This is a genomic window from Bradyrhizobium sp. (assembly GCF_049581145.1).
Classification (GTDB): domain Bacteria; phylum Pseudomonadota; class Alphaproteobacteria; order Rhizobiales; family Xanthobacteraceae; genus Bradyrhizobium.
On the sequence record NZ_JBAURI010000087.1, the window covers coordinates 1 to 17,140 of the forward strand.

The 17,140-nt window shown below is 63.2% G+C and carries 20 protein-coding genes; 8 read left to right on the plus strand and 12 right to left on the minus strand.

Going from position 1 to position 17,140, the window contains the following annotated elements; translation table 11 throughout:
- Window positions 1-44: 44 nt before the first annotated feature.
- Window positions 45-1,172, minus strand: a complete 1,128-nt coding sequence (locus WCB02_RS02595; RefSeq protein WP_423956046.1) for an alkene reductase — start codon at window positions 1,170-1,172, stop codon at window positions 45-47.
- Between the two features lie 108 nt (window positions 1,173-1,280).
- Here WCB02_RS02595 and WCB02_RS02600 point away from each other — a divergent pair, with 108 nt between their 5' ends.
- Window positions 1,281-1,664: a winged helix-turn-helix domain-containing protein gene (locus WCB02_RS02600; protein ID WP_423956048.1), complete on the plus strand. Its 384-nt coding sequence runs from the start codon at window positions 1,281-1,283 to the stop codon at window positions 1,662-1,664.
- Between the two features lie 70 nt (window positions 1,665-1,734).
- On the opposite strand, the gene WCB02_RS02605 is transcribed toward WCB02_RS02600, so the two are convergent.
- Window positions 1,735-3,231, minus strand: a complete 1,497-nt coding sequence (locus WCB02_RS02605) for an aldehyde dehydrogenase family protein (protein WP_423956050.1) — start codon at window positions 3,229-3,231, stop codon at window positions 1,735-1,737.
- Window positions 3,232-3,861: 630 nt separating this feature from the next.
- Here WCB02_RS02605 and WCB02_RS02610 point away from each other — a divergent pair.
- On the plus strand, window positions 3,862-4,713 hold the full coding sequence (locus WCB02_RS02610) for an SDR family NAD(P)-dependent oxidoreductase (protein WP_423956053.1): 852 nt from the start codon (window positions 3,862-3,864) through the stop codon (window positions 4,711-4,713).
- A 186-nt stretch (window positions 4,714-4,899) separates the two neighbouring features.
- Entirely contained in the window at window positions 4,900-5,328 is a 429-nt protein-coding gene (locus WCB02_RS02615) for a hypothetical protein (protein WP_423956056.1), read from the plus strand.
- Window positions 5,329-5,430: 102 nt separating this feature from the next.
- Here the strand turns inward: WCB02_RS02615 and WCB02_RS02620 are convergent, their stop codons facing one another.
- Window positions 5,431-6,231 (minus strand): substrate-binding domain-containing protein, encoded by an 801-nt coding sequence (locus WCB02_RS02620; RefSeq protein WP_423956058.1) that lies wholly within the window; start codon window positions 6,229-6,231, stop codon window positions 5,431-5,433.
- 335 nt (window positions 6,232-6,566) lie between these two features.
- Between WCB02_RS02620 and WCB02_RS02625 the strand changes: the two genes are divergently transcribed.
- Both WCB02_RS02625 and WCB02_RS02630 read left to right on the plus strand, forming a co-directional pair.
- Entirely contained in the window at window positions 6,567-7,979 is a 1,413-nt protein-coding gene (locus tag WCB02_RS02625) for an aldehyde dehydrogenase family protein (RefSeq protein ID WP_423956060.1), read from the plus strand.
- Window positions 7,980-8,036: 57 nt separating this feature from the next.
- Window positions 8,037-8,612, plus strand: a complete 576-nt coding sequence (locus WCB02_RS02630; RefSeq protein ID WP_423956062.1) for a DUF2478 domain-containing protein — start codon at window positions 8,037-8,039, stop codon at window positions 8,610-8,612.
- Between the two features lie 32 nt (window positions 8,613-8,644).
- Here the strand turns inward: WCB02_RS02630 and WCB02_RS02635 are convergent, their stop codons facing one another.
- The 5 genes from WCB02_RS02635 to WCB02_RS02655 all read right to left on the minus strand — a co-directional run bounded on the left by WCB02_RS02635 (window position 8,645) and on the right by WCB02_RS02655 (window position 12,313).
- Window positions 8,645-8,851 (minus strand): hypothetical protein, encoded by a 207-nt coding sequence (locus tag WCB02_RS02635; RefSeq protein WP_423956064.1) that lies wholly within the window; start codon window positions 8,849-8,851, stop codon window positions 8,645-8,647.
- Between the two features lie 72 nt (window positions 8,852-8,923).
- Window positions 8,924-9,337, minus strand: coding sequence for a Rieske (2Fe-2S) protein (locus WCB02_RS02640; RefSeq protein WP_423956066.1), 414 nt, complete (start codon window positions 9,335-9,337; stop codon window positions 8,924-8,926).
- Between the two features lie 18 nt (window positions 9,338-9,355).
- Entirely contained in the window at window positions 9,356-10,468 is a 1,113-nt protein-coding gene (locus WCB02_RS02645; RefSeq protein WP_423956069.1) for an amidohydrolase family protein, read from the minus strand.
- A 21-nt stretch (window positions 10,469-10,489) separates the two neighbouring features.
- On the minus strand, window positions 10,490-11,551 hold the full coding sequence (locus WCB02_RS02650; RefSeq protein WP_423956071.1) for an amidohydrolase family protein: 1,062 nt from the start codon (window positions 11,549-11,551) through the stop codon (window positions 10,490-10,492).
- Between the two features lie 429 nt (window positions 11,552-11,980).
- Window positions 11,981-12,313, minus strand: a complete 333-nt coding sequence (locus WCB02_RS02655; protein WP_423956073.1) for a hypothetical protein — start codon at window positions 12,311-12,313, stop codon at window positions 11,981-11,983.
- Window positions 12,314-12,694: 381 nt separating this feature from the next.
- Here WCB02_RS02655 and WCB02_RS02660 point away from each other — a divergent pair, with 381 nt between their 5' ends.
- From WCB02_RS02660 to WCB02_RS02670, 3 genes are all read left to right on the plus strand, one after another.
- On the plus strand, window positions 12,695-13,384 hold the full coding sequence (locus tag WCB02_RS02660; protein WP_423956075.1) for a UPF0149 family protein: 690 nt from the start codon (window positions 12,695-12,697) through the stop codon (window positions 13,382-13,384).
- The gene (locus WCB02_RS02665; protein WP_423956077.1) at window positions 13,326-14,042 is read left to right on the plus strand and encodes a shikimate kinase; all 717 of its coding nucleotides are present in this window, start codon (window positions 13,326-13,328) and stop codon (window positions 14,040-14,042) included. The genes WCB02_RS02660 and WCB02_RS02665 overlap by 59 nt, the downstream gene beginning before the upstream one ends.
- A 435-nt stretch (window positions 14,043-14,477) precedes the next feature.
- Window positions 14,478-14,711, plus strand: a complete 234-nt coding sequence (locus tag WCB02_RS02670; RefSeq protein WP_423956079.1) for a hypothetical protein — start codon at window positions 14,478-14,480, stop codon at window positions 14,709-14,711.
- Between the two features lie 45 nt (window positions 14,712-14,756).
- Here the strand turns inward: WCB02_RS02670 and WCB02_RS02675 are convergent, their stop codons facing one another.
- From WCB02_RS02675 to WCB02_RS02690, 4 genes are all read right to left on the minus strand, one after another.
- The gene (locus tag WCB02_RS02675; RefSeq protein ID WP_423956081.1) at window positions 14,757-14,948 is read right to left on the minus strand and encodes a hypothetical protein; all 192 of its coding nucleotides are present in this window, start codon (window positions 14,946-14,948) and stop codon (window positions 14,757-14,759) included.
- A 77-nt stretch (window positions 14,949-15,025) separates the two neighbouring features.
- Entirely contained in the window at window positions 15,026-15,319 is a 294-nt protein-coding gene (locus WCB02_RS02680; RefSeq protein ID WP_423956083.1) for a hypothetical protein, read from the minus strand.
- Between the two features lie 362 nt (window positions 15,320-15,681).
- Complete coding sequence (locus WCB02_RS02685) at window positions 15,682-16,050, minus strand: hypothetical protein (protein WP_423956085.1); 369 nt, start codon at window positions 16,048-16,050, stop codon at window positions 15,682-15,684.
- 54 nt (window positions 16,051-16,104) lie between these two features.
- On the minus strand, window positions 16,105-17,140 hold a 1,036-nt coding region (locus tag WCB02_RS02690; RefSeq protein ID WP_423956088.1), incomplete at its 5' end, for a multicopper oxidase domain-containing protein.

The following is a 17,140-nucleotide window of genomic DNA, read 5'->3' on the forward strand; positions in this document are numbered from 1 at the left end:
GTTTCCCAACGTCGCTTCGTCACGCGCGCAAATGACGCTTCGCCTCACGCCGGCGCCATCTCGTCATAGGCGGGATAATCCGTGTATCCCTTCTCCTCGCCGCCATAGAACGTCGCCCGGTTATACGGCGTCAGCGGAAAGCCGCGCTGCAAGCGGTGCGGCAGATCCGGGTTGGAGATGAAGATGCGGCCGAACGCGATGGCGTCGGCATGGCCTGCCGCGATCGCCGCATCCGCAGTGTCGCCCGTAAAGCCGCCGGCCGAAATCAAAATCCCTTTCCAGACCGGGCGGAACAGCACCATCGCCGACGGCACGTTCTGATGGTCGACCTCGGCGCGGCCGGCGCCGCTGGAGCGCGGCTCGATGAAATGCAGATAGGCAAGACCAAGCGGGTTCAGCGACTGGATCGCGTGTGTATAGAGCGGCATCGGGTCGGCTTCGCCGGAGTCGTTGGCGACACCGTAGGGCGACAGCCGCACCCCGACGCGGTTCGCGCCCCATACCTCGATCGCAGCCTGCGTGATCTCGCGCAACAGCCGCGAGCGGTTCTCGATTCCGCCGCCATACTGGTCGGTGCGCAGATTGCTGCGCGACTGCAGGAACTGCTCGATCAGATAGCCGTTGGCGCCATGGATTTCGACGCCATCGAAGCCGGCTGCCATCGCGTTGCGCGCGCCTTGCCGGAACGCCTCGACGATGCCCGGAATTTCGCTGGTCAGAAGCGCGCGCGGCGTCTCGTAGGCCACAACCTTGCCATCGGCCGTCATCGTCTTCAGATCAGGTGAAATCGGCACCGCGGAGGGCGCGACCGGCAGCGCGCCGCCGGGCTGGAACGAGGAATGCGAGACGCGCCCGACGTGCCAGAGCTGCAGGAAGATCACGCCACCCTTGGCGTGAACGGCGTTGACCACCGAGCGCCAGCCATCGACCTGCTGCTCTGTGTAGATGCCGGGCACGCCCGGGTTGCCGAAACCGGTCGCCAGCACCGGCGAGGCCTCGGCGATGATCAGGCCGCCTTGTGTGGCGCGCTGCGCGTAATATTCGGCGTTGAGCGGGCGCGGCGCCAGCGACGGCCTGGCCGCGCGCATCCGCGTCAGCGGCGCCATCACGAGCCGATGCCTGAGCTGATAGGGTCCGACCTTCAGCGGCGAAAACAGGTGAGGAAAGTTCATGTCTGCCCCGGAAAATTCGTCTGTGCTCTGGATACGTAGTCGGCTCATCTTGTTCGCAAACGCCTGAGATGGCAATGTGACCCAACATGGCGAGACAGCAGGTCCTCGATGCAGAAATCCGGCGGCAAATCGCTTCCTTCCCTCAGCGTGCGCATCGACCTTGATACCGAGGGCCGCATCGGGCCGGGCAAGATCGCGCTGCTGGAGAACATCGAAAAATGCGGCTCGATCTCGGCAGCCGGCCGCGCCATGGACATGTCCTACAAGCGGGCGTGGGACCTGGTCGACGAGATCAACCGCATCTGCCGGCAGGCCGCGGTCGAGCGCCAGACCGGCGGCAAGAACGGCGGCGGGGCGATGCTGACACCATTCGGGACGTCGCTGGTCGCGCGCTACCGCAAGATCGAACGCGACGCGGCAAGCGCGGTCCGGAAGGAGCTCGCAGCGTTACAAAGCGATATCGGGAAGAAGAAGGGCGTGGGAAGGTCGTAAATTCAACCGCAAGATCGGCCCACCTCTTCCCGCGCGGCGGGGAGAGGTGGGGAGCGAGCGGAGCAAGCAGCTAGCCCGTCTTGATCCAGACCGCCTTGACGTTGAGATATTCTTCCAGATGCTGCTTGCCGGACTCGCGGCCATAGCCGCTCATCTTGTAGCCGCCGAACGGCACGGCCGGGTCCATCGCCTGGTAGCAGTTCACCCAAACCGAGCCGGCGCGTAGCGCCTTGGCGACCTGGTGCGCCTTGCTGACATTGGTGGTCCAGACGCCGGAGCCGAGGCCGAAGCTGGTGGCGTTGGCCCGCTTGATCAGTTCGTCGGAGTCCTTGAACGAGATCGCCGAAATCACCGGCCCGAAGATTTCCTCCTGCGCGATCCGCATGTTGTCCTGCACGTTGGCGAACACTGTCGGCGGCACGAAATAGCCTTTTGACAGCGCGCCTTCGGTCAGCCTGGCGCCGCCGGCAAGCGCCTGCGCGCCTTCCTTCTGGCCGATGTCGAGATAGCCGGAGACGCGCTCGAGTTGCTGCTGCGATACCAGCGGGCCGATCTGGGTGTTCGGATCAAGCCCGTTGCCGACCTGCAGCTTCTTGCCGAATTCGGCGACCCGGCCGACGAACTCGTCATAGATCTTGCTCTCGACGAACAGCCGCGTGCCGGCCGAGCAGATCTGGCCGGAATTGGCGAACACCGCCATCGCAGCCCCCGGCACTGCCGCGTCGAGATCGGCATCGGCGAATACGATGTCCGGCGACTTGCCGCCGAGTTCGAGCGACACACGCTTCAGATTGCCGGCGGAGGCGCGCACGATCGACTGTCCCGTGAGGTGCGAGCCGGTGAAGGCGACCTTGTCGACGCCGGAATGCGAGGCCAGTGCCGCGCCCGCGGTCTCGCCAAAGCCGGGCACCACGTTGACGACGCCAGCCGGAATGCCGGCTTCCATGCAGAGCTCCGCAAGCCGCAGCGACGTCAACGGCGCCTCCTCGGCCGGCTTCAGCACCACCGTGCAGCCGGTGGCGATCGCGGGACCGATCTTCCAGACGCTGGCGCCGAGCGGGCCGTTCCAGGGAATGATCGCGCCGACGACGCCGACCGGCTCCTTCAGCGTGTAGGAGAAGATATTGCCCGGCAGCGAGTTCTCGATGGTCTCGCCATGCAGCGCGGTCGCCTGCCCCGCATAATAGCGCAGCATGCCGAGCACACGCAATTTGTTGGCCCGGGTGCGGCTGATCGGCGCGCCCATGTCGAGCGTATCGAGCTGCGACAGCTCCTCAAAGTTCTTTTCGACGAGATCGGCGAGCTTGAGCAGCAGGGCTTGCCGCTCGAACGGCTTGACCTTGCTCCACGGTCCCTCGAAGGCGCGGCGGGCGGCGGCGACCGCGCGGTTGATGTCTTCGGCATCGCCCTCGGCAACGGTGGCGAGCATTTCGCCGGTCGCGGGATTGAGCGTCTCGAATCTCCTGCCCGAGGCGGCGTCGACCCATTGGCCGTCGATCAGCATCTTCTTGTAGGATCCATCGGCATATGGATGCCGTGTGATCGGAATCGCCTGCGTTACAGCCATGTCGCTCTCCCTTTGTCGGCTTTGTTGTGATGATGTCGTCGCCAATAATAACGTTGTGATGGTGGCGTCGTGATGTCGATCTGCGGCGGGACCGTTATGTCCTGGAATCTACGACGGTCGGTCTGTCCCGTAAAGCCGCCGCACCGGCGCGCTCCGCGAAGATCTCCCATGCTGCGACGGGGATTGTAGGCCGATCGCGACAGCGCCGCTGGGCGGCTTGGGCACCATCGTCACGACACGCCGGACCAGCGCAATCGCGGTTGCCGGCGGCCGGTCGGCGATCAATTGATCGCGCGGCCGCGCCGGCGAACCCGCGATCGAGTTCAGGATCTCCGGCTACCGCGCTTGGAGCATTGTGCGCAGCGTGTCGATCAACAGGCCGATGCCAGCACGCCGGCGACTGCAACGGCGCAGGGAACAGAAGCCGATCGCGGTGCCGATCGACGCGCTGCGGCCTGAGATTGCAGCCATCGTCCGCGCGATGGCCGATGGACCGTTGAGTGGCAATCGACAGGCTCTCGACGCCCTACCCGGGTGCGCTGCGCGAAGAGCTTCCATGTCGCATCTGGCATCCTCGTCACATCGCAATGATATAACTCTCCATCGTCCCGTATCACCGGAGAATCCGCCATGCCTCATCCTGCTATTGCGCCCGATCATGTTGCCGTCGTGACCGGAGGCGCGTCCGGTCTGGGATTTGCGGCTGCGGCGCGGTTCGCCTGCCTCGGGCTGAAAGTCTGCATCGCCGACATTGGTGCCGATCGTCTCGCCGAGGCCGGAGCAAAATTGTCATCGCTCGCGCCGGACGGCGCCCCCAGCATCATGACCGCGACCGTCGACGTCAGCCGTCGCGATGCTGTGATCGAACTCGCCCGCGCGGTCGAGACGCGTTTTGGCGGCACCGACATCCTGATGAACAATGCCGGCATCCAGCCGGGCAGCGAGATGTTTGGGCCGCCGGACCGCTGGCAGCGCATTCTCGAGGTCAATCTCTGGGGCATCATCAACGGATCGCAGGTGTTCGCGCCGCAGATGATCGCGCGCGGAAGGCCCGGCCTGATCATCAACACCGGCTCCAAGCAAGGCATCACGACGCCGCCCGGCGACCCCGCCTACAACGTCTCGAAAGCCGGAGTGAAGGCCTTTACCGAGGCGCTGCAGCATGAATTGCGCAGCACGGCAGGCTGCCAGATCAGCGCGCATCTGTTCATCCCCGGCTTCGTCTTCACCGGCCTCACTGCGCGCGGCCGTACCGAGAAGCCGGCGGGCGCCTGGACCGCCGAACAGACCGTCGACTTCATGCTGCAGCGGGTGGATACCGGTGATTTCTATATCCTGTGCCCCGACAATGACGTGCCGCGCAGCCTCGACGAGCGCCGCATCCTGTGGGCCGCCGGCGACATCGTCGAGAACCGCCCGCCGCTGTCGCGCTGGCACAAGGACTACGCGGACGCGTTCGCGACATTCGTGAAACAGGCATAATCGGCGGTCATCGCGAACGCATCCATCGCGGGCACCGGGGCGCCGTCGGCGCACCGCACACAGCATTTTGACGCTTAATTTATCGGGGTCGCGCGGAGTTGAGGCGGACGCCGATAGCGATTCTTTGGAACGGACGCCACCTGTCCTGCGTTTCGGCTGGGAGCAATTGTTCCACGGAGAATGGTGATGTTGCGGAAGACAGTGGTTGCGTTAATGGCTGTTGCTGCCGTTGGCCTGGCTGCGCCGACGATGGCGTTGGCTCGTGGCGGGGGAGGTGGCGGCGGAGGTGGCCATGGCGGTGGCGGCTTCGGCGGCGGCGGCGGAGTCCACGGTGGAGGCTTTGGTGGCGGCGGCTTCCATGGCGGAGGCTTCGGCGGCGGAGGCTTTCATGCCGGCGGTGGTGACGGCGGTTTTCGCGGCGGCGGATTTCACGACGGTCGCGGCTTCGGGCGCGGCTTCGCCTACGGCCCGGGCTTCTACGCCTATGACTACTACCCCTATGACTACTATGGTTACGACGACGACTATTATGATGACGGCGGCTGCTATGTCGTGCAGCGCCGGGTGCATACCGCATATGGCTGGCGCCTGCGACCGGTCCAAGTGTGCGACTGATGCTCCGTAACGCCTCGACGCAGGTCGCGGCGTGAGTTGGACATCGTGTCGACTAGCAAGGCCTCAGCGCCATCAGGCGCTGGGGCCGCGTGCGGCTTGGCGCTATCGCGAGGCCGGCAACGCGACCGGAATGAAGCCGAATGAGTTCAGCCTCGCCTGCGCCGGCGGCGACAACAGATACATTGCGACGTCGGCCGCGCCCGCAGACGCTTTGCGCGAGACGGTTAATCCATATTCAGGGCCAACGGACAATTCCAGTGGCAACCTGACCGATTTGTAGGCCGGAAAATCGTGGGCGAGCTGCTCCGCGCCGGAGCAATAGGTCACCGCCAGATCGATCCGGTGATCGTCGAGCGCGGCGACGAGAGGCGGATGTCCATTCACCGGCGCCGACGTCGTGGGACCGCCGAACACCTGCTGGGCCTTCTTCGACAGCGTGTCGAAGGCACCGGGCCGCGCGGCGTCGATCTCGCGAAACATTTCCCAGGTGTAGTCCCCGGCCGGATCGGACACCGGCGTCGAGGTCCCGATCCTGATATCGGGCTGCAGCATGGTGTCGACCAGATGTCCGCTATCGAGCGCGCGATCCGCCGCCGCCACCACACACAGCGTGTTGCGCGCGAAGACCACGCTCGGACCGGATATGCCGGCGTTCGTCAAAGCCTGCGCGTGTTGTAGCGACGCCGAGGCGAAGAGATCGAAGGCCTCGCCCTTCTGCAGCCGCTCGCGCAGTACGCCGGACGGGCCCCACACGGGCGAAAAACTGCCGCCATATTGCTTGGCGTAATCGCCGAAAATAGCGCTGAAGGGAGCCTTCAGGCTTCCCGCCGCCATCACCTTGACGTCCGCGGCGGAGGCGGCCGACGACAGGGCGATCAAAATCGCCAGGACGAATGCGCGCATATCATGCCTCCGTTTCATTCCGGGACAGCCGGAGGAGGACGACAGCCGGATGGTCGCGGGCTGCCCCTTGGAATCGACAAGACCCTGCGAAACAGACCCGGCGCCGGGGCCAACCTCGCCGCTCGTCAACGACTGGATTTCGATTTTCATCGATCACGCCCCCGGCCAATTCTTCGTTATATTCGTTGTATTTACCAGACTATATCGTGGCCGGAGGGTCGGTCCAGCCGGCTTTGGCGCATGCCAGCCAATGGCCTGCAGCCAGAAGTCGTGATATGCTTGCCGCTATAACGAGGCCCGAGACTGGGCCCGTCCAAAGAGGGAGAGCAAAGCCGATGAGCGACTACAATCTCTTGATCGACGGCAAGATGGTGCCAGGCGATCTGACCATGCCGGTCCTCAATCCCGCCACCGAGGAAGTGCTGGCGCAGTGCCCGCGCGCGTCGAAGGATCAGCTCGACGCAGCTGTCGCCGCGGCCAAGGCCGCCTATCCCGCCTGGGCGGCGACCCCGATCGAGGAGCGCCGCAAGCTGGTCGGCAAGATGGCGGACGTCATCGAAGCCAACGCCAACGATCTCGCGCGCCTGTTGACCAGCGAGCAAGGCAAGCCGCTTGCCGACGCCACCGGCGAGGTGCTGGGCATGGCAGCCTTCTTCCGCTACCTCAGCTCGCTCGACCTGCCGATGCGGGTGATCGAAGATTCCGGCGAGCGCCGGGTCGAAGCCTACCGCCGTCCGCTCGGGGTGGTCGGCGCCATCATCCCGTGGAATTATCCGCTTTTGATCCTCAGCTTCAAGCTGCCATCGGCGCTGCTCGCCGGCAATACGCTGGTGGTCAAGCCCGCGCCGACCACGCCGCTGTCCACGTTGCGGTTCGCCGAACTGGTCAAGGACGTGCTGCCCAAGGGCGTTCTCAACGTCATTGCCGACGCCAACGACCTCGGCGATTTCATGACCAGGCATCCCGACATCCGCAAGATCTCGTTCACCGGCTCGTCCGCAACCGGGCAGAAGGTGATGGCAAGTGCGGCGCAGACGCTGAAGCGGATCACGCTCGAACTCGGCGGCAACGATGCCGGCATCGTGCTCGACGACGTCGACCCGAAGACGGTCGCGCCGGGCATCTTCGAAGGCGCGTTCCAGAACTCGGGCCAGGTCTGCCTCGCCATCAAGCGGCTTTATGTCCATGAATCCGTCTACGACGAGCTCTGCGACGAACTGGTGGCGATTGCCAGGAACACCGTGGTCGATGACGGATCGAAGCAGGGCACCAAGCTCGGGCCGCTGCAGAACAAGATGCAGTATGAGAAGGTGAAGGCGTTCCTCGAAGATGCGCACAAGAACGGCAATGTCGTCGCCGGCGGGTCAGCGATGGACCGGCCCGGCTACTTCATCGAACCGACCATCGTGCGCGACATCAAGGAAGGCTCGCGGCTGGTCGACGAGGAGCAGTTCGGGCCGGTGCTGCCGCTGATCAAATATTCCGACAGCGAGGACGTGATCCGCCGCGCCAACGCAACCACCTATGGTCTCGGCGCGTCGGTCTGGTCGTCCGATCCGAAGCGGGCCCACGATGTCGCGAGCCGCATCGAGGCCGGAACGGTGTGGATCAACAAGCACCTCGACATGGCGCCGCATATTCCGTTCGGCGGCGCCAAGCAGTCGGGCATCGGCACCGAGTTCGCCGAGGAGGGACTGGCCGAATTCACCCAGCTCCAGATCATCAACGGACCCGCGCTCAACCCCTGATCGTCGACGAAGGCCGCGGCGGCATCTCCGCCGCGGCCTGTGTTGCAGAGGACCCCGATGTTCGATTCCCAATGCGACCTGGCGGCCATGGTTTATGAACCCGGGCAGAATCCCGACGCGGTGCTGCGCGCGTTCGCGATCGAGCTCAAGACGCGGGGCTATCGCGCCGTGGGACTGGTGCAACACGGGCAGCACTGCACGGATGCCGAGCTGTCGGCTGTTCTGGTCCATAGCGGCGAGGAGCTGCCGCTGCTGCAGGATCTCGGCGCCTGCGCGACCGGCTGCCGCCTCGATGTCGGCCGGCTGTTGGAAGCCGGCAGCCAGGTCGCCTGCGCCATCGAAGCCGGCGCCGACCTCGTGATCATCAATCGCTTCGGCAAGCGCGAACGCGAAGGCAGGGGCCTGTGCTATCTGATCGACCGCGCGCTCGATGCAGACATTCCCGTCGTGATCGCGGTTCCGAGCCATCGCTTTGCCGACTGGATCAGGTTCGCTGAGGGCATGAGCGTCAAGCTCGCCTGCGAGCGCCGCGCGCTGCAGACCTGGTGGAGCGCTCTGTCGGCGCGCAACGCGAACCTCGACGCGAGCCCTGCCCGCGCCGATCACATCAGCGTCTGCGCGGCGCTGAAATAGGCCGCGCGCGAACGACGCCTTGCAGGCGCGCTCTACAGCGCTTCCTGCCGGTGGCCGCATTCCTTGCAATCGAATTTCACCCGCCGCGCGCCCCGTTCCGCCGCAATGCGATTCACGACCCCACATTTGCCGCAGGTCGCCTCGATCCGGGTGCTGCCCTGCTTGATGACCAGCGGCTTTTTGGCCATGCTTTCGCGGATCAGCCGCTCGGCCTCTTCCCGCATCGATTGTTTTGACATCAGCCGAACCCTGTCCTGTGACCGCCGGCGCTTCTATCGCATCCATATGACAGTTTTGAAAGGGCTTATGGCTCACGTCTCGACGACGACGTAGGAATCCTCGATATGCACCGGAAAGGTTTCGGCGACATAGGGCCCTTTCGCCAATTCTGCGCCGCTTTCGATCGCAACCGGGAAGGAGTGGACCTTGAACCGCTTCGGATCAAACCAGGATTGCCCGTTGCGCATGTCGAATTCCCAGCCATGCCAGGGACAGCGCAGCAACTCGCCAACACGCGAGCGCTGGTAGACTCCCGGTTCCGACGAGGTCAGCCGCGCCACGCAGGCCGCCTTGTCGAGCGGCGCGCCCTCATGCGGACAACGATTGAGCAGCGCGAAGAATTCGCCATTGACATGGAACACGACGATGTCGCGACCGTCGATGCCGACGACCTTGTTGCCGCCGGGCGGGATCTCCGTGGTGCGAGCGACGATGTGGCGGGCCATGCGAATTACGTCTCGCGATTACAGCCGGTACAGCGCGCGGGCGTTCGCGCCAAAGATTTTCCTCCGTTCGGCCTCCGTCAGCGGCGTCTTGAAGGCGAAACGCGGATCGTCGAAATCCCAGTGCGGATAGTCCGAGGAGAACAACAGCCGGTCAACGCCGACCCATTCGATCAGCGAACGCAGATGGCGCGCCTCATCGGGTTCGTCGATCGGCTGCGTCGTGAACCAGAAATGCTCGCGGACATATTCCGACGGGCGGCGCTTCAAATGCGGCACCTCGCTGCGGAAGCGATCGAAATGCCGGTCCATCCGCCACATCGCCGACGGGATCCAGCCAAAACCACCTTCGATGAACACGATCTTCAGGCGGGGAAATCGTTCGGGAATGCCCTCGATCACCAGGCTCGCGAGCATCGCTGCCATGGTATGGGCGTTCGACTGATGCTCCTCGCAATAATAGGACGGCCAACCGCTGCCAGTCGGCGCGTGACCGCCATAGCCGCCGACGTGGATGCCTAGCGGCAGCCCCAGCGCCTCGGCGCGTTCGTAGATCGGCCAGTAGCGGCGCCGACCGAGCGGCTCATTGGCGCGCGGCGACACGTTGATTTGGACATATTGTCCGATCTTGGCGCAACGCTCGATCTCGGCGAGCGCGAGCGCAGTGTCATCCTGCCCGACCAGGATCGAGGCCTTCAGCCGCGGCTCGCGGCTGCACCAGTTCGCCAGCTGCCACTCGTTGACGGCGCGCTGGATCGCGGCGCCGAATTCGAGATTCTGCTGCGAGAAAATGAAGAGATCGAGCACCTGCAACAGGCCGAATTCGATATCGAGGGGATCGAGATGCTGCTTGCGCATGAAGGCGAGATCGGAGCCGGGCGGCCCGCCGCTCGGCGGCCACGCATCGCGGCGCGCGATCAGGGGCGATGAGCGCGGATAGGGCGTGGTGCCGATATAGGGCGTGCGCAGATGGTCGCCGTAGGTTTTCAAATGCTCCTGCCAGCGCTTGGCGAGGAACGGATTGAGGTCGGCGCGCGAACCCAGGCTCGGATGGATGTCGCAATCGATAATGCGAAACCGGCTATTCGCGTTCGCTTCCGGTTCAAGCACGGGGCGGTCGATGACGTCGCTCATGCGATCCTCCTTCGATTTGTCCTACGCGGCGAGCTGCAGCCGCGGAAAGGTTTCCAGCGGATTGTCGGCGCACATGCGCGCCACGATGTCTTCGGGCAGATGGGGCGGGATCGCATCGAAGCCGTCGAATTGCCAATGCGGATAGTCGGAGGCGAACAAGAACATCCTGTCCGAGCCGATCTGATCGATCACGTCTTCGACGCCGACGGCGTCCGGCGGACCATCGAACGGCTGCATGGTGACGCGGACATGGTCGCGGATGATCGAGGCCGGCTCGCGCTCGACCCAGGGCACCTCGACGCGGACGCCGCGCCAGGTCTTGTTGGCGCGCCACATGAAGGCGGGCAGCCAGCTGACGCCGGATTCCATCAGCACGACCTTGAGCCCGGGAAATTTGCCGAACACGCCCTCATAGATCAGGCTGAGAAGCTGGGCCTGGAACGCATGCGCCTCGACGAAATAATATTCGTAGCGGTAGGACGGCCAGCCGACCGAGCTTGGCGCGCCGCGATACTGGCTGCCGGCGTGAATGGCGAGCGGCAGTCTGTATTTCTCGGCCGCCTGATAGACCGGCCAATGGTGCCGCCGCCCGAGCAGCGCCTCGCCCTGGGCCAGCACCAGCACGGAGACGAAGCGATGGTCCTGCGCGCGGCGCTCGATCTCTTCCACCGCCAGATCCGGCGCCTGCATCGGCACCACGATCGACGCGCGCAGCCGCTGATCCTTCGCCAGCCATTCGGCCGCGATCCAGTCGTTGATCGCTTTGCAGAAGGCGGACGCCATATAGGGATCGTACACCGCCTGTGCGCCATAGAGCACGTTGCAGATCGCATGCGAGGCGCCGAGCTCGTCGAACGCGCCGCGCTGGACCATCGCGAGGTCACTGCCCGGCTTGCCGTGCTCCGGCCGCCAATCCGGCCGGCCGGAGAGCGGCATGCTCGGCGGATAGCTCGTCAGATCGAGGCCGTCGATCGCCCGGCTCACGACCTGCTCTTTCCAGTGATCGTCGAGATAAGGGAGCAGGGTCGTGCGCGTTCCGCCCACCGCGGGGTGAATGTCGCAGTCGATCCGCGTCGCGGCCATGACGCCTCCCTGTATTGGCGCTTCCCAGCGATTTTATCTGGCGGCGATTGGCGCCGCATTTGCCGAAAGAGTGCCCCCACAAATCAGGCGGCACAAGGGCCATCATCGACACACAATCGCATGTCAGGTCATCGGTTTTCACCCGCGCTTTCGCGCTCGCAGGCTGCGATCGCCCCGAGTTGATGGCCTCATCGTCCTCGGTGACCATCGCTAGGTTGCCACCGTCATCGGCGGAATTGCTTCCGCCAACTTGGCGCCTGCATGGGCCGCCGGGACCACACGACTTCCCCGTCCACGACAACATCATCGGTCCGCTCGCTCATCGCGCGCCTGACACTGCCGCGCCCATCGCATCCCGCGCCCAACGTCCTGACGATCGCAATGCGCCCCTCATCTCGGGTGCGGAACGGCCCCGTATATGTCTTCCTGCTATTTCTTCTTGCGGCTTCCGGCCGCGCCGCTCTGGGTAACGCCATTCATATGCCTGTCACCCTTCGCACCGTTTGCGTTTTTCTTTGTCAGGCTATCATGGTTTCCCTGATGGTCACGCCCGGTTATTTCCTTGCGGGCGGCCGCCTTCTTCTTGCCTTCCGCGGCCGCCTTCTTCTTTTCCTGTTTCTTCTTGTTGATGCTGCCGCTGGTTTCCTGGGCCTTCGGCATGGCATGAACAACGGGAATTGACACCGAGACGAATGCAACCGCCGATGCGCCAAGAATTGCGCGGCGAATAATGACAGCCAGTATTGGAAATAGCCGCTTCACCGCTCAGGTCCTTCGTCTGGTATGTCCGACCTCAAGCGTTGAGCCCGTCGCGTGCATTCGACTAACGCTGCAATTCCGGCCTTTATTCGACCAACGCCCGACTCATCGATGATTGGCAGAAGTGGAGCTGCCCGCAGCCGACTTGGAAGGGGGCTTATCCTGCTATCTTGTCCATCCACTGGCGGCGGATCATGATCCGCCCTGGTCGCCCATTGGGGAAATCCTTCTGTCGGCTCTTGACGGGCAGGCCGGACTCGCGCCATCCGGTGAAAGCTTCTGCTATTTGCACGGCTACTCTGCCGCGCCTTGACGAGCTGACGAGCTGATGTCTTGGTGTGGTATTTCGCCAATCGGGCGCCGGGCCAGACAGGGGGCAGCGATATGAAGGCCGATCCGATGCAAGCGTCGTCATGCCTCCTGACCTCACCTGCGGCATCGCAGAGGTCACCGCTCGAACTGGACGGCTACCTGACGGGAATCATCGTCGCGCCTCAGGCGGCCCCGATCCCGCCGAGCAGGTGGATGGCCGAGCTATGGGGTGAGGCCGAACCGCTATTCGAGGACAAGGCGCGGATCGGCCGCGTCCACCGCGCGATCATGACCCATTACGACGGACTGCTGCGCGACATCGATCGCAGCCTGGATCGGTGGCAGGCTGATCGCGTCGTCGACTTTCGCCCCATGTTCCTGGTGGGCGATGAGAAGCCGCGACACGATGCCGTGCGCGTCTGGGCCCGCGGCCTCTGGAAGGCCATGCAGCTCGCACCGGAGGCGTGGCATGAACTCACGGAGGACCAGCGCACCAGAGTCATCATGACAGCTTTTGTCGGCTTCTTCGACATCGGCGAGCTTGAGCCCCACGAGATCTGCGACGACGTCGACGAACGGCTCGATCAGGCCGCAGCCCAGATCCCCCGCATGATCCTGATGCTGCGCAAAGTCGCCCGCAGCCGCGAAACCGCCGCTCGTCGAGCATCCGCGGTCCGCGTGCTGGGACCCAAGATCGGCCGCAATGATCCATGCCGCTGTGGCTCAGGCAAGAAATACAAGCATTGCTGCGCTATCGCCTGATCGTAAGCCCCATGCATGGCATATTCGCACAGAGGATCGGTTTCACGAAATCGCTCATCTGGAAATGCCAACTGTCATCGAGACCTTCTGCATGCGCATATTCCTCACTGGCGTCAGCTGTGTCGGCAAGACCACCATAGGGGCACGACTGGCTGGCCTCCTTGAATATCGGTTTTTCGACTTGGATCTTGAAACCGAGCGTTTCTTCGAGACGTCGATCGAGCGACTTCGAAACCGTTACTTGACGTCCCACGAGTTCCGACTCGCGGCGTCACGAGCCTTGAAACAAGTGCTTGCTCGGGAGGACAGCTCCGATAGCGTCATTGCGTTGCCCCCGGGCGGACTGCTCGGTGGCTATTGGAAGGTTGTCAACGCAACGCCGAACGCCACCGTTGTCGTGCTCCGGGACAGGCCGGAGAATATTCTGAACAGGATCACGTTTTACGACATCGACTCTCGCCCGCTGCACAAGGTTTTGACGGATCAAGAGAGGGAACTCTACCTGCGAGAAATTGAGCGCGATATCGCTTACTTCAACCGCTCCTACCGCAGGGCACAGGTGTCCGTCGACATCGCCGGCCGTGACCCTGACGAGGCGTCGCGCAAGGTGAGAGACTCATTGACGCCGGCCCCGTTGAGGGACCGACGACAAGCGTGACACAAGGCGCGCCTGCCGACGCATACGACAGCGTCCTCGACCGGATACATGATGACATGCCGGCGGAACTCCGGTTAGGCTTGCCAGCAGAGGATTATTAGCTATGCGTCATCTCGCTCTCGGATTGGCACTCATTTCCGTCCCGGCATGCGGCAGCGTTTCCGCCGGCGAAGCGCAGGCGCCGAACTCCAGCTCTTGGCAAACCATGCAGAAATCGCCATCACCAGGCCAAATCCATCCTGCCAAGAAGGACAAGCAGGTCTCAGGACGTCATTCTTCCGGTCAGCCGCAGTCACTGCCGCTCTCCGCGGCCGAAAGCTATGCGTCTGAACATGCCGCCAACGCGCGGGTTTCAGCTGCGGCGAAGCCGGCTGTGCCTGCCGGCAATTCATGGACCGGCTTCTACATCGGGGCCGGCGCTGGTGCTGCTCGGCAATGAAACGTGACAGACCGCGAAAGACAGACGTCTCTGAGCGCCAGGATCATGGCTCGCCACCCATTCCCGACTCCGTGCTCGCACTAATCCTGGTCATGCTGGCAGCAGCGCTGGTGCTCGGTTATCTGTTCCTCAACAAGATGGTTGATATCTCGCAGCAGGAAGATTGCATTTTGGCCCACCGCAAAGACTGTGCAGCTATCGCGTTTCCATACAGCAGTCTGGCGACATAGCAAGACTTCACGATTGTCGTCGATGCAAACTGCGCCGGGTGAGCCTCAGGCAGCGCGGGCCTGCGCGGCGACATACAGCGCGCGATAGACCGCCTCGCGCAGCGCCTTCTCGCGCGGGTCGTCGAACAAATAGAAATCCAGTCTGTTCATGACATAGGCGTAGCCGAGACGCGCGTCGGGATCGGCGAACGCGAACGAGCCGCCGGCGCCCGGCGTGCCGAATGCGCGCGACATCATCGACTTGCGCAGCAGCTACCACGGCCACAGCACCTTCCAGATCAGTTGGCGCGGCGTGTTGCGAACCGCCAGGATCCCTACCCGCACCAGAGCTTCCAAATTTCCGCCGCGAGGGAAGGAAGCGCGTCTATCGACACGCCAACATCCCATAAGGTGCGCACGAGTTCTTCGTGCAAGATGGTCTGAACATCTTCCGCTGATTGCGCAGAGCTAAGGCGTCTAATGATTGCTACTACTTCCGACTCGTACTCGTCGGGATTGGTCTCGAAATTGAGGTGCGCGGGGTCAGTCTTGAACAATGCTTCTGAAATCGACGCAAACCGGCTGCCGTGCTCTCGCTTCAGAGCTTCATTTTTGGTGGCGGAATACATTTCGCGCTTGCTTCGGGCGGCGTGATGAGAACAAGAATTCTACCGCATTCCATGTCCGTTCGTGTGCAGGTTTTTGGACGCCGGCATGACGAGCCATTCCGCGCTCTTGGGCGGCCGGCGTCCAAGGCCCTGGCACGAAGCGTAAGTGCCGACACGCACAGGGCATTTCCGGAGCTGGGGTAGAACGGTTGTGCCATCACCCTGCCGGCCACAGCCGCCCCTGACCCGGAGCAGTCAAGGACGTCGTGTCATCGATCATGCGCTAGCGCCAATTCTGCTTGGTCGTCGATTTGCTCACAGTGAAGAGAAGCACACCTCGAATATCGACGACCCAGGGATCTTCTGCGCTCGGTTGAACAAGCCTAGGCGGGCGGCGCGTCGGCCCGGTTCGGACCGTCCCTTCGCTTGCACAAGCCGGATGTCAGCTGCCAGCCTCCCAGGGCGGTAGGCGCCATCTCTGCCAGGTCGGAATACAGGTGCTGGTCTGGATCGGCCTTGCTAAAAAACGTGACAAAGCACCTGTAATTCGGGGGGTATTTCGTGCAACTGACTTCGATGATCTGCAAATTGCGATCATGAAGTTTGCTGCCGGAATTTACCTCCTGATCGTATGACGCCTGCATGATAGCGATATCCGGCGGATGTTGCCTGACCGCAAATGTGGCGACGGCGCCAACCGATACTCCGGCGGCTGCCGCCGCAGCGGTCGTCGCCCATTTCCAACGTTGCATCAAGAACTCCGATACAGTCAGAAGATAGGCGGCCCGACAGGGCCGCCATCTCACTCATGGATTGTTCGCGACGATAACCTTGTTCATCATCCCGCCGTCCTCGTGCTCGAGGATGTGGCAGTGATAGACAAACTCTCCACTCCATTTGAAGGGAATTTCGAGCCACACCGGCGTGACCTTGCAATTTCCGCCATGGTAGTCGCTGAGCCCGATGCAGCCATTGGGGTTCGTCGCACTGGTCGCGTAGGGAAGCGCTACGTTGTCCTCGTAGACAGGCTGAGTCGCGCCGCCAGCCTGCTGACCACCGCTCAGAACAGCGGTGTAGAGGGGCGAGGACGGCGGTGCTTTCGGGTCGACCACCCTGAACTTGGTCTGGTGAATGTGGAAATTATGCAGTTCGCCAGCCAGGTTGACGATCTCCCAGACTTCCGTCACCGGCGTGTTGCCCTTTCCAAGCTGCACGCAAACGGGCGGCATCGTCAGATCAAAGGGCGCAACGTCGACGGCGGAGTTCGGAACGACATTGCCGGACTGATCGACGAGTTCGTACCCGGCTCCAAACAAGTTCAGGTTGCTTGCCGGCAGCCCGAAGAAGATGCGGCGGTGCCAACCGGTTGGCAACGGGCTACATCCTGGCAGAGGAGACACCGGATACGATGGCTGTCCGACCGTGCTGAAGATCGCACCTGGGCCGAACAGCGGTGTCGCCTTTACGTTGACATAAGCCGATGAAGCAATGCCGGAATAGGCGAAACCGATATGCGCCAGGTTGACAGCCGGCCATTGGTCGCCAATCGGCCCAGTGTTGATACCAGCTGTCCTGAGTGTTGCTGTGGCGCCGCCCGGCGAGACCAGATTGCCGTTCTGGTCGCGATATCTGACCCAGACTTCGACGCGGGAACTCGGCATCATGGTGATGCTATTCGCGCACAAAGGCGGCTGCGATATCGGACCGCTTGGCGGCGGGCAGTTCGCTATCCTGAGTTTGCCGCTGGAGATGCGCACCAGATCGCCAGGAGGTGGGGTCACCGCTGTATTGATGGCAACGCCGTCGATGGAAATGACCTGCATCGCCAAGTCGTAACCGGAC